Source organism: Acetobacter indonesiensis (genome assembly GCF_000963945.1).
GTDB lineage: Bacteria > Pseudomonadota > Alphaproteobacteria > Acetobacterales > Acetobacteraceae > Acetobacter > Acetobacter indonesiensis.
Genome location: NZ_BAMW01000030.1, coordinates 113,791 through 136,960, shown reverse-complemented (window position 1 = coordinate 136,960; position 23,170 = coordinate 113,791). Strand labels below are relative to the sequence as shown.

At 54.3% G+C, this 23,170-nt stretch carries 21 protein-coding genes and 1 other RNA gene; 11 read left to right on the top strand and 11 right to left on the bottom strand.

The window, feature by feature from the left end:
* Nucleotides 1-201 precede the first annotated feature (201 nt).
* Genes Abin_RS09335 through Abin_RS09325 form a run of 3 tightly spaced genes read left to right on the top strand, consistent with a single transcriptional unit; the run spans nt 202 to nt 2,640 of the window.
* On the top strand, nt 202-1,014 hold the full coding sequence (locus tag Abin_RS09335; protein WP_048846197.1) for a MetQ/NlpA family ABC transporter substrate-binding protein: 813 nt from the start codon (nt 202-204) through the stop codon (nt 1,012-1,014).
* Nucleotides 1,011-2,003: a methionine ABC transporter ATP-binding protein gene (locus Abin_RS09330; protein WP_048846195.1), complete on the top strand. Its 993-nt coding sequence runs from the start codon at nt 1,011-1,013 to the stop codon at nt 2,001-2,003. The genes Abin_RS09335 and Abin_RS09330 overlap by 4 nt, the downstream gene beginning before the upstream one ends.
* Nucleotides 1,984-2,640 carry a methionine ABC transporter permease gene (locus Abin_RS09325; RefSeq protein WP_048846192.1) on the top strand — a complete coding sequence of 219 codons (657 nt, stop codon included), beginning with the start codon at nt 1,984-1,986 and terminating at the stop codon, nt 2,638-2,640. Before Abin_RS09330 ends, Abin_RS09325 begins: the two co-directional genes overlap by 20 nt.
* A 144-nt stretch (nt 2,641-2,784) precedes the next feature.
* On the opposite strand, the gene Abin_RS09320 is transcribed toward Abin_RS09325, so the two are convergent.
* Nucleotides 2,785-3,054, bottom strand: a complete 270-nt coding sequence (locus Abin_RS09320; protein WP_048846190.1) for a hypothetical protein — start codon at nt 3,052-3,054, stop codon at nt 2,785-2,787.
* A 13-nt stretch (nt 3,055-3,067) separates the two neighbouring features.
* Nucleotides 3,068-3,976: an FAD-dependent thymidylate synthase gene (thyX, locus tag Abin_RS09315; protein ID WP_048846188.1), complete on the bottom strand. Its 909-nt coding sequence runs from the start codon at nt 3,974-3,976 to the stop codon at nt 3,068-3,070.
* A 260-nt stretch (nt 3,977-4,236) separates the two neighbouring features.
* Between thyX and Abin_RS09310 the strand changes: the two genes are divergently transcribed.
* The 5 genes from Abin_RS09310 (at nt 4,237) to Abin_RS09290 (ending at nt 8,276) form a co-directional block, all read left to right on the top strand.
* On the top strand, nt 4,237-4,998 hold the full coding sequence (locus Abin_RS09310; protein WP_084593563.1) for an HPP family protein: 762 nt from the start codon (nt 4,237-4,239) through the stop codon (nt 4,996-4,998).
* A 50-nt stretch (nt 4,999-5,048) separates the two neighbouring features.
* Nucleotides 5,049-5,382, top strand: a transfer-messenger RNA (tmRNA) gene (ssrA, locus tag Abin_RS09305).
* A gap of 184 nt (nt 5,383-5,566) precedes the next feature.
* The gene (locus Abin_RS09300) at nt 5,567-6,115 is read left to right on the top strand and encodes an SspB family protein (RefSeq protein WP_048846187.1); all 549 of its coding nucleotides are present in this window, start codon (nt 5,567-5,569) and stop codon (nt 6,113-6,115) included.
* A 42-nt stretch (nt 6,116-6,157) separates the two neighbouring features.
* The gene (locus tag Abin_RS09295; RefSeq protein ID WP_048846185.1) at nt 6,158-7,813 is read left to right on the top strand and encodes a fumarate hydratase; all 1,656 of its coding nucleotides are present in this window, start codon (nt 6,158-6,160) and stop codon (nt 7,811-7,813) included.
* Nucleotides 7,814-7,883: 70 nt separating this feature from the next.
* Nucleotides 7,884-8,276 carry a VOC family protein gene (locus Abin_RS09290; protein ID WP_048846183.1) on the top strand — a complete coding sequence of 131 codons (393 nt, stop codon included), beginning with the start codon at nt 7,884-7,886 and terminating at the stop codon, nt 8,274-8,276.
* 102 nt (nt 8,277-8,378) lie between these two features.
* Here Abin_RS09290 and Abin_RS09285 read toward each other — a convergent pair whose 3' ends face one another.
* From Abin_RS09285 to alr, 3 genes are all read right to left on the bottom strand, one after another.
* Nucleotides 8,379-9,983 (bottom strand): glucoamylase family protein, encoded by a 1,605-nt coding sequence (locus Abin_RS09285; RefSeq protein WP_255319285.1) that lies wholly within the window; start codon nt 9,981-9,983, stop codon nt 8,379-8,381.
* Nucleotides 9,984-10,152: 169 nt separating this feature from the next.
* A complete protein-coding gene (locus Abin_RS09280; protein WP_048846181.1) occupies nt 10,153-11,409 on the bottom strand; it encodes a D-amino acid dehydrogenase in 1,257 nt (418 codons plus the stop codon).
* Between the two features lie 26 nt (nt 11,410-11,435).
* On the bottom strand, nt 11,436-12,578 hold the full coding sequence (gene alr / locus Abin_RS09275) for an alanine racemase (protein WP_048846178.1): 1,143 nt from the start codon (nt 12,576-12,578) through the stop codon (nt 11,436-11,438).
* 138 nt (nt 12,579-12,716) lie between these two features.
* Between alr and Abin_RS09270 the strand changes: the two genes are divergently transcribed.
* On the top strand, nt 12,717-13,169 hold the full coding sequence (locus Abin_RS09270) for an Lrp/AsnC family transcriptional regulator (protein WP_048846176.1): 453 nt from the start codon (nt 12,717-12,719) through the stop codon (nt 13,167-13,169).
* Nucleotides 13,170-13,177: 8 nt separating this feature from the next.
* Here Abin_RS09270 and Abin_RS09265 read toward each other — a convergent pair whose 3' ends face one another.
* The 6 genes from Abin_RS09265 to rimP form a co-directional block, all read right to left on the bottom strand.
* Complete coding sequence (locus Abin_RS09265) at nt 13,178-14,575, bottom strand: hypothetical protein (RefSeq protein ID WP_143217139.1); 1,398 nt, start codon at nt 14,573-14,575, stop codon at nt 13,178-13,180.
* Nucleotides 14,576-15,058: 483 nt separating this feature from the next.
* A complete protein-coding gene (gene rbfA, locus Abin_RS09260; RefSeq protein WP_048846171.1) occupies nt 15,059-15,538 on the bottom strand; it encodes a 30S ribosome-binding factor RbfA in 480 nt (159 codons plus the stop codon).
* Nucleotides 15,535-18,219 (bottom strand): translation initiation factor IF-2, encoded by a 2,685-nt coding sequence (gene infB / locus Abin_RS09255; protein ID WP_048846169.1) that lies wholly within the window; start codon nt 18,217-18,219, stop codon nt 15,535-15,537. The genes rbfA and infB overlap by 4 nt, the downstream gene beginning before the upstream one ends.
* Nucleotides 18,216-18,872, bottom strand: coding sequence for an RNA-binding protein (locus Abin_RS09250; RefSeq protein ID WP_048846167.1), 657 nt, complete (start codon nt 18,870-18,872; stop codon nt 18,216-18,218). The genes infB and Abin_RS09250 overlap by 4 nt, the downstream gene beginning before the upstream one ends.
* Nucleotides 18,873-18,906: 34 nt before the next feature.
* The gene (nusA, locus tag Abin_RS09245; RefSeq protein WP_048846165.1) at nt 18,907-20,433 is read right to left on the bottom strand and encodes a transcription termination factor NusA; all 1,527 of its coding nucleotides are present in this window, start codon (nt 20,431-20,433) and stop codon (nt 18,907-18,909) included.
* 30 nt (nt 20,434-20,463) lie between these two features.
* Nucleotides 20,464-21,048 carry a ribosome maturation factor RimP gene (gene rimP / locus Abin_RS09240; RefSeq protein WP_048846163.1) on the bottom strand — a complete coding sequence of 195 codons (585 nt, stop codon included), beginning with the start codon at nt 21,046-21,048 and terminating at the stop codon, nt 20,464-20,466.
* Nucleotides 21,049-21,275: 227 nt separating this feature from the next.
* On the opposite strand from rimP, the gene Abin_RS09235 reads away from it, so the two are divergent.
* Both Abin_RS09235 and Abin_RS09230 read left to right on the top strand, forming a co-directional pair.
* Nucleotides 21,276-21,875 (top strand): hypothetical protein, encoded by a 600-nt coding sequence (locus Abin_RS09235; RefSeq protein WP_048846161.1) that lies wholly within the window; start codon nt 21,276-21,278, stop codon nt 21,873-21,875.
* Complete coding sequence (locus tag Abin_RS09230; RefSeq protein ID WP_048846159.1) at nt 21,872-23,155, top strand: AAA family ATPase; 1,284 nt, start codon at nt 21,872-21,874, stop codon at nt 23,153-23,155. Before Abin_RS09235 ends, Abin_RS09230 begins: the two co-directional genes overlap by 4 nt.
* Nucleotides 23,156-23,170 lie beyond the last annotated feature (15 nt).

The following is a 23,170-nucleotide window of genomic DNA, read 5'->3' as shown; positions in this document are numbered from 1 at the left end:
AAGAACAGTCACGTTTCTTCCCAAAACTCACATGGCAAATATGTGACACACGCGACCGGAAGAAGATGCACCCCTTAAATCCGTTTTGTTTTCGTATTATGGTCAGGCGTTTTTTTAATCACTCTTGACAACGTGTTTTTCTTACATTCAATCAGCCCCCTCCGTTAATATCGTGTTCTTTCAGCACAGGTGCGGTACGCCATGTCTTTTTCTGCTCTTTCTCGCCGGTCTGCTCTGGCCCTGCTTGGTAGTGCGGCCCTTGCCAGCCGTAAGGCTTTTGCCGCATCCCCTCAGACACTGCGTATTGGCATCATGTCCGGCGAGGATGAAGATGTGTGGCGTGTTGCGGCTGAAAATGCGGCCAAGGCCGGGCTGACGCTGAAAATCATCCCTTTTTCAGACTACAATGCCCCCAACGAAGCGCTGTTTGAGCATGAACTTGACGCAAATGCGTTCCAGCATGGACCATTCCTGACGGCCCAGAACACTGCCAACAATTTTCATATTGTGCCGGTTGGGAACACCTACTTCGCCCCGATCGGGCTTTATTCCGGGCGCTGGAAGTCTGTAAAAGACTTACCCCAGAATGCAACAATCGGCGTGCCCAATGACCCGAGCAATGAAGGCCGAGCCCTAAAGCTGTTGCAGACACTGGGGCTTATCAAGGTTTCAGAAAGTGCTGGCCTGACGCCAACTGCAATCGACATTACCGAAAACCCACGCAACATCACCATCAAGGAGCTCGATGCCGGTGTAGTCGGGCGTGCCCTGCCTGATCTGGATGGTGCAGTGGTCAACACAGATTGGGCCAAAAAAGCCGGGATTGATGTTGAAAAACAGCGCATTGGGCAGGAATCCCTGCAAAACAACCCCTATGTCTGCTTCATTGCTGTAAACGAAGCTGACCAGAAAGCACCGTGGGTCAGTACACTGGTCAACGCGTTCCATCAGCCCAATGTGCGGCAGTCTCTGCTGGATGTGTATCATGGGGCCATTGTGCCTGCGTGGTCATGACACTTCTTCAGGTCGAACATATCAGTCGGTCTTTCGGGCCGCACGCTGCGTTACAGGACATCAGCTTCTCTGTCTCAAAAGGGGAAAGCGTTGGGATTATCGGACGCTCCGGGGCTGGGAAATCGACCCTCCTCCGGTGCCTGAACGGGCTGGAGCGACCAGATTCCGGGCGCATCCTCCTTGAAGGAGAAGATCTTGCCACGCTGCCTGAACAGCGGCTGGTCATGCTGCGCCGTAAAATTGGTCTGGTGTTTCAGCACTTCAATCTACTCAACTCGCGCACCGTTGCTGCAAACATTGCGCTGCCGCTTGAAATTGCCGGTATCCCGAAGCCGCAACGCACCCAACGCGTTGCCGAACTGCTTGATCTTGTAGGCCTTGGTGGCCACGCCAGACACTATCCGTCCCGGTTATCTGGTGGTCAGAAGCAGCGTGTTGGGATTGCCCGTGCGCTGGCAGCCAACCCCACATTGCTGCTGTGTGATGAAGCGACATCTGCCCTTGATCCAGAAACCACAGCCTCCATTCTGGCCCTTCTGGCTGACATAAATCGCACCCTTGGCCTGACCATCGTGTTCATCACGCATGAAATGGATGTTGTGCGGCAACTGGCCAACCGTGTTCTGGTGCTTGATAAAGGGCGCATTATTGGCCGCGGCAGGCCTGAAGATGTTTTGGCCCCGTCTGCACCAAATACCGCTGATCTGCCCCTACCAGCCGGATTTTCTACCGTACCGGGCAACAGCAGCCAGACCGTGCTGAAACTTGCCTTGGCCGAACAGGATATTGTCAGCCCTTTGCTAGAACAGCTTGCCAAGCAGCATCAGGTCAACGCCACGGTTCTGGCCACACAAATGCGGCAGAACAGCACAGCGGCAGAAGTTGATGTGCTAGTGCAAATGGCTGATCCGTCGATGGATATTATCGCTTTTCTGAAAAATGCCAGTCAGTCTGTGGAGGTCTTGGGGTATGTCCCGGCTGATTCTTGATCTGCTTGTCCGTGCGACCGGACAGACACTGGAAATGGTTCTAGCCTCTGGTTTTCTGGCCGTTCTGGGCGGCCTGCCCCTGGCAGTGCTGATGGTGCTGACAGGCCCGTCAGGTCTGTGCCGTATGCCGCTTCTGGCCCGCAGTCTGGGGCTTGTTATTGATGCTGTCCGTGCAGTGCCCTTCATTATTCTGCTGGTGCTGCTGATCCCGGTTACACGCCTGATAGCGGGCACCGCACTGGGTACTACGGCAGCTATTGTGCCGTTATCCATTGCGGCCATTCCTTACTTTGCCCGTATTGCAGAAGTGTCCCTGCGTGAAGTTGATGCCGGGTTGGTGGATGCCGTGCGTGCCATGGGGGGAACACGCTGGATGGTGGTCCGCTATGTTCTGCTACCCGAAAGTCTGCCCAGTCTTATTTCCGGCTTTACCGTCACGCTTGTCACGCTTGTCGGCGCATCGGCCATGGCAGGGGCCATTGGTGCAGGTGGTTTGGGTGATCTGGCCATTCGCTATGGCTATCAGCGGTTTAACACCCCCGTTATGCTTGGGGTTGTGGCTGTTTTGATTGTTCTGGTAACAGGCCTGCAAGGGCTGGGTAATCTGCTTTCCCGCCGTCTGCGGCACGAAAGCTAAACGCTGCCGCATAATAGAGACGGATCAATAAAAACGCTTGAACGTATCCACGCTGCAAATAAAGAATGAATCTGAACTCAGGACGGTAAGAGCATCTGATTGATACAGACGTAAAATAATCTGCTTTAGAAAAAATCTTATAACTCAATGCAAACAGATGGACGTATGGGCGTCTGGGCCTTCTGTTTTGCAAAGATGAAGATGCTGCGGCCGCGGGTTTTTCGGGGCCGTCAAAAACAGCGCCAGCCAGATTGCCACAAGAACACCGGCCACCACCAGAAACGGGGTGAAGGTCGGTAATTTGAAGGCCGTTTCTGCGTCTAATTGCTCTACCCGGTTTGCGCCGGGGACCGGGGTAAAAATCTCGTCCCGATTGACGGGGAGAGGCGCAGATGCCTCATGATCATGATCCATCTGCGCGTCCTTTTCAGCCTTTCAGGCTGGCCATCATTTCATCCCACTCACGCTTGCTCAGGCCCGAATCGGCACGCTCAACCGCTTCACCAGCCAGCATGCTGCGCAGAACCTTCATCATCCCGGCCGAGAATGTGACCGCACCCCGACGGTAGTCTTCAAAGGCCGAGGCTGTCTGCGGCACCCACGCATGCAGAATCTTCAGCATGACTTCCGCATATGCCCGGATCTCGTACTGGGCATGCGGGTCAAGGCGCAGGGCCAGAAAGTGCATCAGATTATGCAGATCAATCTTCCAGTACCACTGGGTGTAGGTATTCAGGGTCAGATTGATGCGGGCCAGTTCGCGGGCCAGACCGTAGCCTTCGTCCGTATCCAGCATGGTTTCATAGTTGCGATAGGTGCGCATGGCATCATCACGCAGAATATCCAGCACGGCGGCAGCATCTGCGCCTTCCAGCACGGCACCGCGACCCTGACGGTTAATTTCACTCTGGGCGGCCATATGTTCTGGCGCGGGCAGATAGAACTCACTGTCCAGAATCGAATAGCGTGCAGAATATTCGTTCACGCTGGCCATGCGATGACGAATCCATTGCCGGGCAATGAAAATCGGTAGTTTGACGTGAAATTTGATCTCGCACATTTCAAACGGCGAGGAATGACGATGCCGCATCAGATAGCGGATAAGCCCCGCATCTTCTGACACTTTGCGGGTACCGCGTCCATAGGAAACACGCGCCGCCTGCACAATGGCGGAATCATCCCCCATATAGTCGATAACGCGCAGAAAGCCGTGGTCAAGCACCTCCTGCGGGTCATACAGCATGGCCTCCAGCGCAGGCACCGTTGGCCGACGGGTGGAGCTTGTTTCTTGGGCGTGTGCGGCAATTTCAGCGCGCTGGGCATCGGTAAGTGACATGCCCTTTCCCTAGCGCAAAATACCCCCTGCGGGAAAGACACATATCACCGCGATTGGCTGGTTATCACCTGCGGGTGCTGCCCTCTGATGCGTCCCGTGAAAAATGCGTCATGAGTTATAAGCAGAACTTATCACGTAATAAAAACCTTTCATTGGACAGTGATGAAAGGAAATGGCAGCAGAAAATGTAAAACCATTAAGTTGTTTTGCATTCGTTATTAAATCAAGAGCCCTGTAAAACGCCTGACGGATGCGTCCCTATGTATAAATTCTTTTCAAAACTGCCGCCATTACTGGCCCGTGGTAACAGCAGAATACTGTTTCTTCTGGCCGGCCTTGGCGCTTTATGTGGTATTATCACCAGTATGGTGCTGACAGGCATTGTCGTTCCAGCAGCGCTCCCCGCCATCGTCGCGCCGATCGGGGCTTCTTCGGTGCTGGTATTTGCCCTCCCTGCCAGCCCACTGGCTGGGCCGCGTGCTGTCATTCTGGGAAATGTCATTTCGGCCGCCATTGGTGTTGCCGTCAGCGTGGTCATTGAGAATCAGATGCTGGGCGCGGGCATTGCCGTAGGGCTTGCCATTATGGGCATGAGCGCCACACGCTCACTCCACCCACCCGGTGGCGCAGCAGCCCTTACAGCGGTCTTGCTTCATCCGTCTTCTGCCGGGGTTGGGGCCGCTGTCCTGTTTCCTTTTGTGCCAGTTGGTCTGAACTCGCTTCTGCTGGTCTGTGTTGGGATTGCCTTTCACCGGCTTGATGGCCGCAGCTACCCCCACAAAGCCGTTCCTGCCACCCAGCAGGCAGAACAGGCCGCAGGGCTTCATCGTGACGATGTGCTGGCCGCGCTGCATAAAACCAATGAAACGTTTGATATCGAACTAGAAGATCTGGAACGCCTGCTGGTTCTAGCCGAACTGCATGCCCAGGAACGTCAGACGATTGTTCAGAAACCGGCTTTTCCCAGCAAGCCAGCGTCCCGTGCCCTAAGACCAGCCACCCCACGCCCCAGCGCTGCGTAATCCCCCGTCCGCTGACGCAACAGCGTTAAGAACTAAGCGGACACTACAGGCCTCTTGCAAAGCAACCCCATGCTCCTTATGTTCACAGGTGCAGGAGGGGCTTGCCCCTTGGCTATGGCGATAAACGGAACGTGGAATAAGCGTAGTGGACCCGGGGGCAGTACCCGGCGTCTCCACCATAAAAATCCGGCCCTTGTGGCATTGGATAGATGGGGACGAAACAGGCTCGACACGCGTGGTAAAGACCTTCTTTTTGCCCGGCATTGTACCGCCGTTATCGGGCTAAACTTACAAGTGCCAACGATAACTCAGAGGTGCTCGCTGTCGCTGCATAAGCGATAAGCGCGGTTCGGGAGGGCACCGGGCAACAGAAGCCCTCCCACTTTTTAGCCTTCATCCCTGTTTATTTTTACGCTTTCAGGCGTTTTGCATTTTGCATGGCAGCCTGACGGAGTAGAGAATCATGCAGTGTCGACTTGCACTTGCCCACCCTTTGCCCCATGGCTGACGTCAGAGTGATCAAGATGATGCCGGAGCCCCCATACCGGCACAGAACAGGAGAGCCGCCATGACTGATGACCACGATAACACACCGGAAAACGGCGCTTTTCCCCCTGAAAGCCTGCTACCTTATGAACGCTGGCTTGAAGACGCCTATCGCGGCGTCATGTTAAGTGCGCTCGAATATGTGAGCCGCGAAGGGCTTGCAGGCGAACATCATTTCTATCTGACTTTCCGCACTGACTTCCCCGGCGTGGAAATACCGGCCCGTCTCCGCGCCCAATATCCGCATGAGATGACCATAGTGCTGCAACACCAGTTCTGGGACCTGAAGGTAGACCACGCGGAAGATACCGTGTCTGTCGGCCTGTCTTTTGGCGGTGTGGGCAGCATTCTGGTTATCCCTGTGCGGGCCTTTACCGGCTTTGCAGACCCATCCATTCAGCTCAGCCTCCATTTCATGGCGGAAGAACCTGATGAGGCCGATGCACCTGTGGCTGAACAGCCCAGTGACGCCGCAACTGGGCAGGAAGACAGTGGAACAGCAGAAAGTGATGGCTCCTCACAGGTGGTGAGCCTTGACGCTTTTCGCAAGAAAGGGCCATCACCCGCCTGATGCCCCCAGCAGCGGGGCAAGGCAACGGAGATCACGCACATCATGAACAGCCAGCCCCCCCGCCCGCCTGTGCCCGCCTTCACCTACTCCCCCATTTTTCCGTTGGGGGAAGACACCACAACCTACCGCAAGGTTGATATTGCGGGTGTCAGCACATCGCACTGCGGTGGCAAAACCATTCTGCACATCACACCTGAAGCCCTGACAGAATTCACGGCGCAGGCTTTTCATGAAGTGGCCCATTATCTGCGCCCCAAACATCTGGAGCAGTTGGCCAGCATCCTCAAAGACCCTGAAGCATCAGACAATGATCGCTTTGTTGCCCTCGATCTGCTGAAAAACGCCTGTATTGCTGCCGGTGGCGTGCTGCCCATGTGTCAGGATACCGGCACCGCCATTGTGTTTGGCAAAAAAGGCCAGCGCGTCTGGGTGGAAGGGGACGAGGAAGTCGCGTTCTCCAAAGGGGTGTATGAAACCTATACCCGCACCAATCTGCGCTATTCGCAGATGGCGGCCCTTTCCATGTTTGAAGAAAAAAACACGGGCACCAATCTGCCGGTGCAGTGCGATATTTTTGCCAGTCCTGCCACGCATCATGATGAACAGTTTGATCTGATGTTTGTGGCCAAGGGTGGCGGGTCAGCCAACAAGACCTTCCTGTTTCAGGAAACACGCGCCCTTCTGGGGTCCGAGCAGAAGCTGCTTGACTGGCTTGATACCAAGATCAAGACATTGGGCACATCTGCCTGCCCGCCGTACCATCTGGCCATTGTCATCGGCGGTATGTCGGCAGAACAGACGCTGAAAACGGTCAAACTGGCCTCGACCCACTGGTATGACAGCCTGCCAACCAGCGGCAGCCCCACCGGCCACGCCTTCCGCGATGTGGATATGGAGCAGAAAATTCTGGGCCTGACCCGCAAGCTGGGTATTGGGGCACAGTTTGGGGGCAAATATTTCTGCCATGACGTGCGCGTTATCCGCCTGCCACGTCACGGTGCTTCCCTGCCGGTGGGAATGGGTGTTTCGTGCTCGGCTGACCGTCAGATCAAGGCTCGCATTACAGCCGACGGCTTCTTTCTGGAACAGTTGGAGCATGACCCAGCCCGCTTCCTGCCAGAAACAACAGACGACCATCTGGGTGGGGATGCAATCAAAATTGACCTCAACCGGCCGATGGATGAAATCCGGAAAGAACTGTCACAATACCCGGTCAAGACCCGTCTTGCCCTGACAGGCACCGTGGTGGTGGCCCGCGACATTGCCCACGCCAAGTTCAAGGAACGGCTGGATCGTGGTGAAGGCTTGCCCCAGTATCTGAAAGATCACCCCGTCTACTATGCAGGCCCGGCCAAAACGCCAGAAGGTATGCCAACAGGCTCCTTCGGCCCGACAACGGCAGGGCGCATGGATTCGTATGTGGCCGAGCTTCAGGCCAATGGCGGGTCATTCATTATGCTGGCCAAAGGCAATCGCTCCAAAGCCGTGAAAGACGCCTGCCAGAAATATGGTGGCTTCTATCTTGGGTCTGTCGGTGGCCCGGCAGCACGGTTGGCACAGGATTGCATCCGCAAGGTTGAGGTTCTGGAATATCCTGAATTAGGCATGGAAGCCGTGTGGAAAATTGAAGTTGAGGACTTCCCGGCCTTTATTGTTATCGACGACAAGGGCAATGACTTCTACGCTGAACTGAGTTGATCTGGGCTGAACAGTTCAGAAAGGCCGCCTTGCAGGAAGGCGGCCCAGCCAGAGGGAGCCGGGTTGTTTCATGCGCTTTACCGTTGACCGGATGGACCATGCGGTCCTGACTGTAAGAGACCTCGAAATTTCAGCCTCCTGGTACCAGCGTGTTCTGGGTATGGACCGTGAGGAATACGGGCGCAACAACCGCACCGCCTTATGTTTTGGTGGCCAGAAACTGAACCTGCGCCCCCATGACGCCACCGGCTGGGACACAGCAGTGCATGCCCTGCCCGGTGGGAACGACCTGTGCTTTGTTACCGCCGTAACCAGCGATGATGTTGTCGAGCATCTGGAAAAATGCGGCGTAACCATTGTTGAAGGGCCAGTGGCCCGCCTTGGCGCGCTTGGCCCGATCACATCTGTGTACTGCCACGACCCAGACCAGAACCTGATCGAGATCGCGTCCTATCAAGGATGATCAAAAAGGCCGTTCAGAAAAAAATCTGAACGGCCTTTTTTGTGTCTGGTGATTTCAGAAAAGCCCTAGGCTGGCTCCTCTTTTCACACTCTGCCCGACAAATCAGCCAGCCTGATTATTACGCACCACACCCTTATTGTCGTCCGTGCTGGCTTCCGTATTGCCAAGCCAGCCACCGCGGAACCCGGCGCGTTCCAACCCCTGCCGAATAGCCGGATTTTTCTTCATGACGTTCCAGACAAAACCACTGCGCCGGTTTTCCAGCATGAGCAGAATTGGACCCTGATCGATGCCGAGATAGGCCGTGTCTGACCAGAATGGCAGAGTCGTCTTGTTATGAAAACTGGGGTTGAAAGCATCAACAAACCCATAACGCCCATAAATGTGGCTTCCGTAGCGATGCTTCATTTCACGCAATGCAGGCACAGCAATTTCTGGCGCAAAGGCAACAGACCCCCCTGCGGCCGTCGGCGCAATCGTACCATCGTCCTGCGTGTAATCACGCCCTGCCCCGCGTGCGGAATAAGAAAAGAAGCGACGCACCTGCCCGTTTTCGGTTTCCGTTACTTCTCCCGGCCCGTCACTGGCCGTCAGGCCCCACACATCTGGCCCGTAATCCTGCCATTTGCCGGGGTTGGCAATCGCGTAAGACCGCTGCGCATAGGCAGCGCGTCGGCTGTTTTCAAAATAGTCGATGCCTTTCTCACGGTTCCAGTCATCTTGGATGCCGCGAAAATCAATCCAGGAGTGAGTGTATTGGTGGCCAAACAAGGGGGCAAAATTCAGCAATGTCTGCCCGCTATATTCCCCCCAACGCTTGTCATTCGTCGCCAGCCATGCCTGCCATGACGCAGGCTGAAGCGGATGAGTGGAAGCGCCAAGGCCAAGCACATACGCCATCATGCCCTCGCTATAACCCTCCCAATAGTTAGGGAGAAACTGGTGTTCGGGCGACCACCCCATACTCAACCGCTGATCGGGCCTGCGCATCCAGGCCCAGTCCACGCCTTGATACAAGGCGTTGGCCAAAGTCCGGATTTCGCGTTCCTGCGGTGTGTTGGCGGTATAATAGCTTTCAGTAAACAGCACGCCCTGCATCAGCAAAGCTGTATCAATACTGGAGAGTTCAATGTCCTTGTTGAACCGCAAACCAGTTTTATGATCAAGAAAATGATAGAAAAACCCGTGATAACCAGACGCTTTATCCGCACTGGCGTTTTGCGGCAGTCGGGACAGATAACGCAAGGTTGTCAGCGTACGTTCAACCGCCTGTGCGTGTGTAATATACCCACGGTCAGCACCAATACCATACGCGGTCAGCCCGAACCCGATGGAGGCCACGCTCGCCTGTGTCTGATCAGATGGATAACGGTCAGGCACCAGACCGGTTTTAGGATCGCCAGCCTCCCAGAACCAGAGAAACGTGCGGTGTTCCAGATCTTCCAGTAACGCCTTATCCGATGCCGTTACGACGTAGGGTCCTGCTGCACTATGGGCAGCCCGCGTGACAGTGGGGGTATTGGGTACACCGCCATCGGCCGCATAGGCGGCAGAACACCCGACACCGCCGCCAATTGACGACACACCCACCGCACTGACTGATAATACTGCGCCAAGAGTGGGAATTGGACGCGAAACATACCGCACCATCTGACGCAGACAGGACTGAACCGAAAACCGCTTATCCATCATATCGAGTGTCGCCACCTCTTGTTGCCACTTGCCGGAGCACCGCTTTATCCGACTACCGCACACAGGAAACCATTCAAAACAGGCATATCCATGTCACAGCCATGACAGTAACAGGACACAATTTTGAAAAAACACACTATGAGGATAAGAAACTTTAAAGTTTTATTACAGAAATGACAGAAACCTACTGTGCGTAACGGAAGACATTCAGATCCTCATACGCAATATCTGGCTTCTTGCCTGACATTATGTCCGCCAGAACTCGGCCCGACCCACAGGCCATTGTCCACCCCAATGTGCCGTGGCCGGTATTAAGGAACAGATTATCAAACCCGGTGCGGCCAATAATCGGTGTACCATCGGGTGTCATGGGGCGCAGGCCGGTCCAGAACTGTGCTCCGGGCACGTCACAGCAGTTTGCAAACAGATCTGTCACTGAATGTTCCAGTGTTTCACGCCGTGGTTTACGCAACCGGCGGCTGAAGCCTGCCAGCTCTGCCGTGCCACCAACGCGAACCCTATCCCCCAGACGGGTAATGCCAATCTTGAATGTTTCATCCATAATGGTGGAAACAGGCGCTTTTGCCGCATCGGTAATGTTGGCTGTCAGCGAATAGCCTTTCACCGGATAAATAGGCAGATCGAGCCCCAGAGGCCGCACCAACGCCGGAGAAAAACTTCCCAAAGACAGCACATAGGAATCTGCCATCAGAACGCCACGGCTGGTTTCGACGGCGGTAATACGTCCACCATCCGCCAGAATCTGTTTGATCTTGGTATTATAAAGGAATTTCACACCCGCTTTTTCTGCCATAGCCGCAAGGGTCTGTGTGAACTTGAAGGCATCCCCTGTTTCATCACCCGGCAGACGCAGGCCACCCACTATTTTCTGCGCCGCGTCAGCAAGCCCGGGCTCTGCCTTTACGCAGGCTTCACGATCCAAAACTTCGTAAGGTACCTGATATTGTTTCAGAACAGCAATATCGAGTGCTGCGCCATCAAGCTGCTTCTGGGTACGAAAAACCTGCAATGTACCTTGCTGCCGGTCATCATAAGTAATCCCCGTTTCTTTCCGCAGATCACACATCACATCACGGCTATATTCTGCCAGACGCACCATACGGCCTTTGTTCCGGTCATAGGCATCGGTTGTGCAGTTTTCCAGCATCTGCCACAGCCATTTCCACAAATGCGGGTCTGGCATTGGCCAGAACACAAAGGGACGATGCGCCATCATCAGCCAGCGGATAGATTTCAGTGGCACCCCCGGGCCGGCCCACGGAGCGGAATAACCCGGCGAAACCTGTCCCGCATTGGCAAAACTGGTTTCCATACCGGCTTCTGGCTGCCGGTCTATAACCGTAACGTCATGCCCGGCCTGTGCAAGATACCAAGCCGAAGTGACACCAACAACGCCACCACCAAGAACAAGAACTTTCATAAAATACTGTCCTTATTTGAAAACGATCAGATTGCTTCAGACGTATTCTGGTAAACACGGTGGTACCGTCGGCCCAGAGACGTCAAAATTTCGTAGCCTATCGTGCCTTCTGCCTTGGCAACATCATCCACTCCATAGTCAGCATTCAGAAGATCAACTAACGCATCTGGGCCAAGTTCATGTTCTGGAATGGATGAGACATCGACGGTCATGGAATCCATAGAAATCCGACCGAGAATTGGCAGTTTCCTTCCATTGAACCACACACAGCCTGTGCTTGCCCCTGCGCGGGCAAAGCCGTCTGCATATCCAGTAGCAATGGTTGCAACGCGACATGGCCTCTCGGCCTGCCACGTCAATCCGTACCCAACCCGATCTCCCTTTGACAAAGAACGAGTTTGCAGAACATGCGCTTGCAGACGCACAACCTGCTTCAACGGATTGGGTGCCGTCGCATTCGGGGCGACGCCATATAATGCCGCACCCGGACGTACCAAGTTGAAATGATACTCAGGCCCCAAAAATACACCTGATGAGGCCGCCAGACTTAGCGGGGCAGCAGGTAGTAAGGCCGCATAAGCTTTCAGATTATCACGTTGCCATTCATTAGCCGGATTTTCTGGACTATCGGCACACGCGAGATGGCTCATAATCAGGCTGACAGAAATTCCTTTTAAAAGAGATGGGTTTTCAGAAATTTCTTTTACATCAGCCTCTGACAGACCAAACCGGGACATACCCGTATCAAGCTGTAACACCGCATCAAACGGTCTGTCGGTTTTCTCAGCCAGCGCCCGCAACTGTGCAATTTGTTCCAGACTATTCAGAACAGGGCGCAAACCGCTTTGCACACAATCCTGCAGTGCTTGCGGTCGTGCGCCATGGAGCACCGTGATTCGCGCCCGGTCAGACACATATGGTTTTAGCGCCAGACCTTCATCCACATGCGCGACAAAGAATTCCTGCGCCCCGGCTTGCTCAAGAACAGGCGCAACTTGTGCAGCCCCCAACCCGTAAGCATCGGCTTTCACAACCGCCGCACACACGGCACCCGCCGTACGCTGTGTCAGTTGACGATAATTATCCGCTATAGCCGCCAGATCAACTGTCAAAACAGCACCTGCCCTGTAGGCAGCCCAGTCAGCGCATGGAAAGGAACTGGAAGACATCAGGACAGATACTCATTCTGTTTCGATATAACAATTTTAGCAAAGAGCATCTGGCATTTCTTGCTATTTTGACGCATAAAATTGCACTTAATCGCATTTTTGTCGCATATTATGCGTCATTAGGCAGGAAATAGACACATGATCTTCGACAAAGTGACAGATGCTATTCTTCGCCATCTGCAACATGATGGACGGCTTAGTAATGCGGAACTGGCACAGCGGGTGGGTCTATCGCCATCGGCATGCCTCAGACGCGTCAAGCTTTTAGAAAAAAACGGAATTATTCAGGGCTACCGCGCCATTATCGACCGCAATGCAACCCGCAGCATGGCGACGGTTATTGTGCAGATTACCCTGGAACGCCAAACAGAAGATTGCCTGCGCCGCTTCGAAAGCCGTGTACGGGAATGCCCCGATGTCAAAGAATGTTACCTGATGACCGGAGACGCAGACTACCTGCTAAGGGTGGAGGCGCAGGATATGTCAGACTATGAACGGATTCATAAAGAGGAGCTTTCCCGTATGCCCGGGGTGGTCCGTATTCAAAGCAATTTTGCTATCAGACCAGTTGTTCAAGCCTGGAAAAGCTAAGCCATATTTCACACAGCAAAGTCACACCCAGCAGATTCTGCGGCCAACCCTTCCCTAATGGCTTGCACCACCATTTGGGCACTTTTGCCCGGATAAGGCAGCAGCAGTTTCAAAACATCATCACGATAGACGCTTGCGGGGTCATTCTCGCCACCCCGGATACGCTCAATGAATTGCCGAGCCTGTGCAACGTCGGCAACGCTGTTCGCGCCCTTGACCACCTGTTGCCCGACAGGATTGAACGGCACATGTTCACCACTATCAATAAAAACCAGTGGTTTTTCAAAAAGCTGATATTCTGCCAGAAAAGACACACCATCCGTAATCATGGCGTCAGACGCGGCAAGAAGCGCACTATAGTTTCCGCCGTCCTGCACGGTTGTATTAGGGAGCGAATCCCATGTTTCGCGAAAAAAGCGATACTCTTCCGGCGATAGCATCTGATCGCCCTCTATTTTACTAAACAGCGCAGGATGCGGTTTCAACACAATCTGTATGGTTTGGTCTTCCTGCGCCCACGCCAACATTTCGCGCCATGTCTGAAGAAACATACCGAATGATAACCAGCGCCGATCGATACTATGATGGGGAGCCCATACAATTCGGAAAGGACGAGAGTTTTCAGGTTTTTCTTCTGTTTGATCACCCGCTTCTGTGTCCAACGGCCCATCTGGAAGAGCGTCGTCAAACGAAGGGTTATTCTCACAATGCTCTGTGTTTTGCACTGACGCACTCCCAACCACTTCCGGATCTGGAAGTGGCCAACACGGATTATCCTGCATACGCCGCAGCCGATCCAGCTTAGGGTTGCCGGTCACAACAATATTAGCGCCACATAATGTAGAGTCTGTCAGTGCCTGCTGTTTGACCGTTTCGTTTTCAGCAAAAATTCGCCAGCAATGTTTATGGAATGGTTGATCAATATGCTGGTTTAGATGATCTTCCGGTTTATCGGCCTTAAAATGATCATCAACCAACATGAAAGCATAATAGGGCACATAACATATACGAGCAAAATTGATCGCTTCTGCTCCAAAAGCCTCAGGCACATCATATTCCCAAGGGCTTTGCCTAAAAATAACGTCTGGTTGAAGGTTTTTTATAAGATCAAGGTCATCCAGACGTTCTGGATTACTCGTCAGTCTGAAGTGAGGAACCCCAGAGTTGCGTAATCCTTCATGCACCATATCCTCATGGCTGAAATGATTTTCTCCAGGATAACGACGTGGAATACTGACCACTATCGGGTCGAAGTCTTCGGCATGTTGCATTTCTTTATAAACATCATGCAGAGAATCCCACGTCTCTATTGCATGCACAATAAAAACACAGCGTATTTTACGGCGTACGAATTGAGAAATAACGCGCCTTGAAACCAGATTACTCGTCTGGTCAATCCGTTGCATCTGCTTGCTGAGACCTGAAAACGCAGAGTGCATTTCAGATCGCAATTGATTCAGAAGATCATTCGGATTTTCTTGTTCTACAGGCTTAAGTGTTTTCTGCTGTAGAATATAAAAAGGAGACGGTAGCGTTTCCTCCGCTCCCTCTTGTTTCAAACATCGGGCTATCAGCACAAATGAACCGGGCGCCCCGACACAATTCTGGAATATCAGACGTGTATTATCATTTAAAAAGCAAAGAGAATCATTTTCTATTACCCATTGGGTAAAAGAGAGGCCCTGCTGAAGTCCGTGTAATTCGCCATTGCGCTGACATTCAAGACAATCAGAAAGAACTGCACCATCAGATGAAAAAAGCTGAAATTGCGTGCCTACTACATCATCTTCGTTCAACACGCGCATCAATGAGTGCTCCTTCTTTGCAGACAGTGTAACAATTCTGCAAAGAAAGGTGTTTCACAAAAAAGGCACTTTTATGCCAGAATTTTATACTTCTGGTTCATCTTCGCTCTCATCGCCCTGGTGTTGGGCGTCGAGATCCCGCTTCACATCGGGTGATTTCAGAAGACTGTCCATATGCATGGCATAATCCAGCGTTGTGTCAGGCTGAAAATGGAGTTCTGGCGCAACACGCAACCGCAGCTTGTGAGACATCTGTGTCCGCAGCCATGGGGCAACCCGCTTCAAACCTGGGAGCAGGGCGTCAATATCACTGCGTCCTAACCGTGCGATAAAAACTGTCGCGTGCTTGAAGTCAGGTGAAAGACGCACCTCGGTGACCGTAACGTCAGCATCCGCCAAGTCTGGGTCACGAAAGGTAGTGCGCGCAAAAAGTTCGGCCAGTACACGGCGAACTTCTTCACCAACTCGTAACTGACGTTGGGACGGCCCTAAAGGAGAAAGACCGGCGAGATACCCCGCCGGTCCTTTCATTCCTGGCCTGTCTGATCCGTTTCGACGGCTCATGCAGGAACCAACTCACTTTCAAAACATTCGACCACGTCGCCTTCACGCAGGTCATTATACCCAGCAAAGGACAGACCGCACTCATAACCACGAGCCACTTCTTTGACATCGTCTTTGAAGCGCTTGAGCTGGCTGAGGTCACCTTCGTGGATAACCACACCGTCACGCAGCAGACGCACGCCACAGCCGCGTTTGACAACGCCTTCCGTAACGTAACACCCGGCCACTTTGCCAACCTTGGTAATATTGAAAACCTGACGGATTTCTGCGTAACCAAGGAATTTTTCACGGTGCTTCGGCGCAATCTTGCCACGGACAAGCTGCTCTACATCGTCCGTTACCTGATAGATAATGGAATAGTAGCGAATTTCCACACCTTCGCGCTGAGCAAGGGTACGGGCCTGAGCTGTTGCACGCACGTTAAAGGCAATGATGAGAGCATCAGACGCTTTGGCAAACTGCACATCACTTTCCGTGATCTGGCCTACCGTTGCGTTGAGCACGCGCACTGCAACTTCTTCATGTGCCAGCTTGAGAACCGTGGTCTGAATTGCTTCAGCAGAACCCTGAACGTCAGCCTTGATAAGGACGGCAACTTCCTTCTGCTCACCCGCCTGAATACGGGCCAGCATCTGGTCAAGAGTACCACGGGCAGCAACCTGCCCCGCTACCTGATGTTCCTTCAGCTTACGCTGACGGAATTCAGAGATTTCACGGGCACGATTTTCATTTTCGACCACAACAAACGGGGCACCTGCGGAAGGCACACCTGTCAGGCCAAGGATTTCAACCGGCATGGATGGTGTTGCGTCCGTTACCTGACGACCGCGGTCATCAACCAGTGCACGCACACGGCCCCATTCAGCCCCGGCCACAACAATGTCACCCTTATGCAGGGTGCCCTTCTGCACCAGAACAGACGCCACGGAACCGCGACCCCGATCCAGACGGCTTTCAATCACGGCACCTTCAGCAGACCGGTCCGGGTTTGCTTTCAGATCCAGAATTTCTGCCTGCAGAAGAATGGCTTCTTCAAGCTGATCAAGACCCTGACGCTTCAATGCAGAGACTTCAATGTCCTGCACGTCACCGCTCATGGATTCGACAACAATTTCGTGGTTCAGCAGTTCCTGCCTTACCCGATCCGGATTAGCACCCGGTTTGTCGATCTTGTTGATCGCAACAATGATCGGCGCATTTGCAGCCTTGGCGTGTTTGATCGCTTCAATCGTCTGCGGCATGACGCCGTCATCGGCAGCAACAACCAGAACAACAACGTCTGTAATCGAAGCACCACGGGCACGCATGGCCGTGAACGCTTCGTGGCCTGGCGTATCAAGGAACGTGATCTTGGCACCAGACGCCAATGTTACCTGATAGGCACCAATATGCTGCGTGATACCCCCTGCTTCACCAGCGGCAACGTCTGTTGTACGCAGGGCATCAAGCAGAGACGTTTTACCGTGGTCAACGTGACCCATGATGGTCACAACAGGCGGACGGACTTTCAGTTCATCTGGCTGATCTTCAATGCCTTCGATCCCCAGTTCCACGTCGCTTTCTGAAACGCGGCGCACACGGTGACCGAATTCTTCAACGATCAGTTCGGCTGTATCAGCATCGATAGTCTGGGTAACAGTAGCCATGACGCCATTTTTCATCAGCGCCTTGATCACTTCACCCTGACGGGCTGCCATACGGTTTGCCAGCTCCTGAACCGTGATGGTTTCAGGCAGCACGACATCACGCACAACGCGCACCTGATCCGCACGCAGACGTTCAAGTTCAGCCTGACGGCGTTCACGTTCACGCTGGCGACGGACAGAAGCGAGCGAACGCGTCTTGTCGTCATCACCTTCGATAGCGGCCTGAATATCAATACGACCTGCACGACGGCCTGAGTCACCCTTACGGGCCCCGCTTGGAGCTTTACGGACAGGTGCACCACCGCCACCGGGGCGACGGGCCGGACCACCACGACGAGGTTCGTCATCGCTATCTGCATTGCGGCCCCGCAGACGCAGGGTCTGTGCAGCAGCGCCTTCAGAAGCAGACGGTGTCGCGGCCGGTTGAGACTGCGGACGCGCAACAGGCTTCAGCGGCTTGGCAGGCATGATTGCCCGTTCAGCCAGAGGCTTCAGACGGCTGACAGGCGGAGCAAGCGTGACTTCACCCGGAATCGGCACAGCAGAAACAACCGGGCCCTTCGCTTCAATCGGCTTGATGGCGTCAATGCGGGCCTTGCGCTCTGCTTCTTCAGCCGCTGCTTTTTCAGCAATAGCTTCTTCAGCAGCCCGTTTTTCGTCTTCTTCACGACGACGCGCTTCTTCGGCAGCAGAAAGGATCTGAATCTTTTCCTGCTCGCGGCGTTCAGCTTCACGCCGTTCGGCTTCTTCAGCCGCAACCTTTTGTTCCTGCAGCACGCGCTGGCGTATCGCCAGTTCAGCGGCAGTCAGGGTACGACCTGCCCCTGCACGACCACCTGCGCCACGACCACCTGCTCCAGAGGCAGATCCGGGGCCGCGCTTCTTGCGCACCTCTACCTGCACAACCTTGGAGCGGCCATGGCTGAAACTCTGCCGCACGGACCCGGCATCAACCGTCCGTCCGACTTCCGAACGACCCGCCGGCCGAAGGGACAGACGTCCCTTACCCTGATCCTGATCCTTGCCTTCGCTCATTGACCCGCCTGTTCACACCCATCCGCCGGAAAGGTCCGGCGAACCCGGGAGCCGCCTTCAGCAACCCCCGAAAAACGCTCATTCTCGCAGCAGAGACGAGAGGCAAGCCCCCCGGCTGACAACGCTACGTTTACCACTCGCTCCCGCCCGAAAACCTTTGCCAGATCTTCCGCCGAAAGCGCCTCAATCACGGGGAGAGACCGTGCGCCTGATAACAGACGCCCCAGTTCATCCCCGCTTCCATCAGATGCATGGACAATGACTGCGGCATTCCGCTGCGCCACCCATTCCCGCACCTTCATAAAACCACTGACAGATTGCCCGGCACGCCGGGCCAACCCCAGAAGTTCTATCATCCGCCGACGCAGGCCAGCCTCTATCTGGAAGACCAGATCGTCCGGGACAGTGACCTGACACCGGGCGGCCCGCGCGAACACCCCGCGTTTGCGGGCCTGTTCTATCACATCCCGCTGTGCGCTCAACCATATTCCCCTTCCGGGAAGTTTTGCGTCCAGATCGGGAACAACAACCTGTGAGGGAGATACCACAAAACGCAGCATTACGTCAGGTTTTCCCTGCTGGCGTGTTACAGCACAGCGCCGCAGGGGGCCTTTTTCGTCTTCATCCGCTTCGGGCAAAAATTCACCACTCACTGTTTATCAGGCCTTCTTGGCAGCCTGCCTGTCCTTACTCCTGCTCGGCGCTCTTGCCGTCTTCCTCGTCAAACCAATGAGCACGGGCTGCCATGATGATTTCATTGGCAGCATCTTCCTCAATGGCGTCAGAACCGAGAATTTCGACAAGCTCATCACCAGCCAGATCAGCAAGGTCGTCCAGAGTTTTTACACCCTTTTCGCCCAATGTCACAAGCATCTGGTTGGTAAACACGCCCATCTCTGCGATGTCATCAGACACACCGAGCTCGCGCCGCTTGGTATCCAGGTTTTCTTCCTGCTTCACCAGATAAGCTTCGGCGCGCTGCACCAGTTCACTTACCACTGATTCGTCAAAACCTTCAATGCCAATCAGTTCATCCGGGTCTGCATAGGCCAGTTCTTCAATTGTATTGAAGCCTTCTGTCACCAGCAGCCCTGCAATGACGTCATCAACATCAAGCGCTTCAACAAACAGATTGGTGCGACGACGGAATTCTTCCTGACGCCGTTCGGATTCTTCAGCTTCCGTCAGGATATCAATATCCCACCGGGTCAACTGGCTGGCCAGACGCACGTTCTGACCGCGACGGCCGATCGCAAGGGAAAGCTGTTCGTCAGGCACAACCACTTCAACGCGCCCAGCTTCTTCATCCATCACCACTTTGGAGACTTCTGCCGGTGCAAGTGCGTTCACCACGAACGTTGCAGCCTGCGGGCTCCACGGAATAATGTCGATCTTTTCGCCCTGCAATTCAGTAACAACAGCCTGAACACGGGAGCCACGCATACCCACGCAGGCACCGACCGGATCAATGGAAGCATCGCGGGAAACCACAGCCATTTTTGCACGGGACCCGGGATCACGTGCAACAGCCTTGATTTCGATAATACCGTCATAGATTTCAGGCACTTCCTGCGCAAACAGCTTGGCCAGAAAGGCCGGATGCGTGCGGGACAGGAAGATCTGCGGGCCACGGGGTTCGTCACGCACGTCGTAAATATAGGCACGAACACGATCAGAATTGCGGAATGTTTCACGAGCAATCAGTTCGTCACGGCGCAGAAGCGCTTCTGCCGAACCAATTTCCACCATCAGGTTACCGTATTCAGTACGCTTGACAGTGCCGTTAACAATTTCGCCTACGCGGTCCTTGAATTCATTATACTGGCGCTTGCGTTCATATTCACGCACACGCTGCACAATAACCTGCTTGGCGGTCTGCGCTGCAATACGGCCGAAATCAATTGGCGGCAGCGGATCAACCAGATATTCGCCAGCCTTGATTTCCGGCTGAAACTTGCGGGCAATGGCCAGCGGAATCTGGGTTTCCTCGTTTTCGACGTGCTCGACAACTTCCGTCCAGCGTGACAGGCGGACTTCGCCCGTGCGGCGGTCAATGGTCGCACGAATATCTTTTTCATGCCCGTATTTGGCACGTCCGGCCTTCTGGATGGCCTGTTCCATGGCCTCCAGCACTTCTTCGCGTTCGATTCCCTTCTCGCGCGAGACTGCATCTGCAACCAGCAGAAGTTCAGGACGGGAAACAGAGGTATCCATACTCTCAGCTCTCCAAAGCAGGCGGCTTGATCAGTGTAATTTGCGCCCGGTCGGCTTTTCTTCCCCGACCTTGCTCTTCTCGTTTTCGCCCTCATCAGCCGGGCGCGCCATCTGCGCGCTCGCCTCAATCAGGGCATCCGTCAATACCAGTCTTGCCCGGCGAATTTCCACCAGCGGCAAAACGGCTTCGGTTCCATCATCCAGCCGCAGGCGGCCGGTTTCACCATCCGACCCCAGCACCACGCCTGAAAAGCGACGACGACCATCAATCGGCACCAGAACCTCGGCCTTTGCCTGATGTCCGGCAAAACGGTTCCAGTCCTTGGCGCGGGTCAATGGGCGATCAATCCCGGCGGAAGACACTTCAAGCGTCCACACACCAGGAATGGGGTCTTCCACATCCAGCACAGCGCCTACCGCATGGCTGATACGCTCACAATCATCCACATTGATAAGCGTACCGTCCTTGCGATCGGCCATGATCTGCACAGTTGGGCTTTCGCGGCCCAGCACTGCCACGCGGACAATTTCATAGCCCAGATCGTCCAGCGTTGGCGCTATCAGCGCAACGAGGCGAGACTCCAGACCGGAATGAATGGGCAGATCAGCGTCCAATGCAAAAAAGGCGGCCCGTCAAGGCCACCCCCCAAAATTCTTATAAAGTGAAAGGATGATGTTCCATGTAGGGGATACCAAGCCAGACCGCAAGGGGTGAAACATCGGCGACCATGATGCTACGGGTTTAACGTGAAAAAGAAATTAAGTGCAGACATGGCTTTTCGGGTCTTTCCTGCGTTTTCTGAACTTGCGCATAGCGGCCCGGATATGTCTGAATTACCCGTATGAATGATCTGCCTGATCCTGTTTATAAAGCTCAGCCGGAAAAAGAGGAAAAATCCTCTCATTTCCGCACCATACTCGTCGCTTTGGCGACGTGTACCCTGCTGGCAGGCGCCGGTGTGCATTTCATAGGCTCCAACAACAGCACGTCGTCCCACACGCCCGCTGCGGCTGGGGCGGGAGACAACCAGGGCGCAGATGCCAGCCAGCAGCGGATGGGCATTCAGCTATCCCTGATAGCGCCGGAAAAAGCTGCGGAAGCCTTGGCCTCCTCCGGATATTCGGAAAAAGAGCAAGCTGATATTCTGGCGGGCGTGAAACGGCGTGACCTGCGGTTGGTAGCCATGCCCATTTTTGATGCAACCGGCACGGGGGGTACGGTCAATGTGGTATGCGGGACCATGCATCGCACTGTTGCCTTGCAAACCACCCCAACCGTGTTGATTCTGCCTATCAGTGTTGCGGGCAATGTTGATATTCTTCCGGTCTCTGATCCCGGCATAGTAGGAATAGGAAGCGGCGTGATAACCATGTTCGGGCCACAGGTTCTACCTGTCATGCATCAGGGTGATTCTCTTGGCCTGACGGTGATTGCGCAATGAAAGGCCTGCTGCCCGCCCTGAACCGGCTTATGCCGCTGATGATGGTCATCTTTCTGGTCCTTGCCAGTATTCAGATGGCCATCAGCCTGCACCTTTCACTGGCCTCGCTTGGTCATTTCATGGAATGGTGTGCACCGGCATGGCCTATAATTGCCGCAGTAAGCGGATTGCTGACCATAGGCGGGCTGCTATTTGAAACACGCGCCGAGCGGCTTGCACGCAAAGGCTTATTACGCCGACGGGGGTGGATGATGGACGTTCTTGCCAGACTGACAAACCGCAATGAACTGGAAGAAATGCTGGCGCGTGAACAGCGCGAAACAACCATTGATGCTGAAGAACTGGCCGCAAATCTACGGGCCCGCGTGATTGGGCAGGATCAGGTTTGTGAAGATATTGCCATGCAGTTGCGCCGACGGCTGGCGCTTCAGGTTCGTGGCAAACCTGTTGGCATCTTCCTGCTGGCCGGGCCGCCTGGCACTGGCAAAACCTATCTGGCCAAACAGATGGCGCGCCAGCTTGAGCGCCCCCTGCTGCATTTTGACATGACGCAGATGAGCAGCCCCCATGCCGCCACGCAGCTTTTCGGCTCGCCCAAAGGATATGTCGGGTCTGATACGTACGGTAAACTGACGGGTGGCTTGAAAGAAAAGCCTGATGCCGTCGTGCTGCTGGACGAGATTGAAAAAGCGCACCCTGACGTTTTCAAGAAATTCCTGACCGCATGGAACGATGGCCACGTTACCGAGGCCTCGACCGGCCAGCAGATTTCGACTGTTCGTGCGATTTTTGTGCTGACATCGAACATTGCAACCGATGCCCTGACCGAAATTGCAGACCGCCTGCATGATGACCCGGACCGGATGCGCGCCGAGTCGGTTGAAGCCTTGCGTCAGGCCGGATTTGCGCCGGAAGTTCTGAACCGTCTTGACCGTATTTTCGTCTTCCGTGCGCTGAAAGGGCTGGATATTGCCCGCGTTTCTGCGCTGGAAATCGAAACCATGATTGAAAGCTACGGTCTGAAAGTAGAAACCGGCGGTATCGACGCTGGCCTGCTGATGGACGTGATGCGCCGACAAAGCCGTATGGGCGATGCAGCGTCGGCCCGTGACCTTGTCCGCTCTATTGAAGACATGATTAGCGAGTCGCTGATTGTGGCGCGTCAGCAGGGTGCGACCATGATCCGCATCAGCCGCGATGAAGATGGGTCCGTTGTGGCTAAGATAGCAGACAATAAAAGCGATAGCAGCGAAAGCATGCACGCCCGTCTGACACCCTGAGTCTGTTACGGCCCA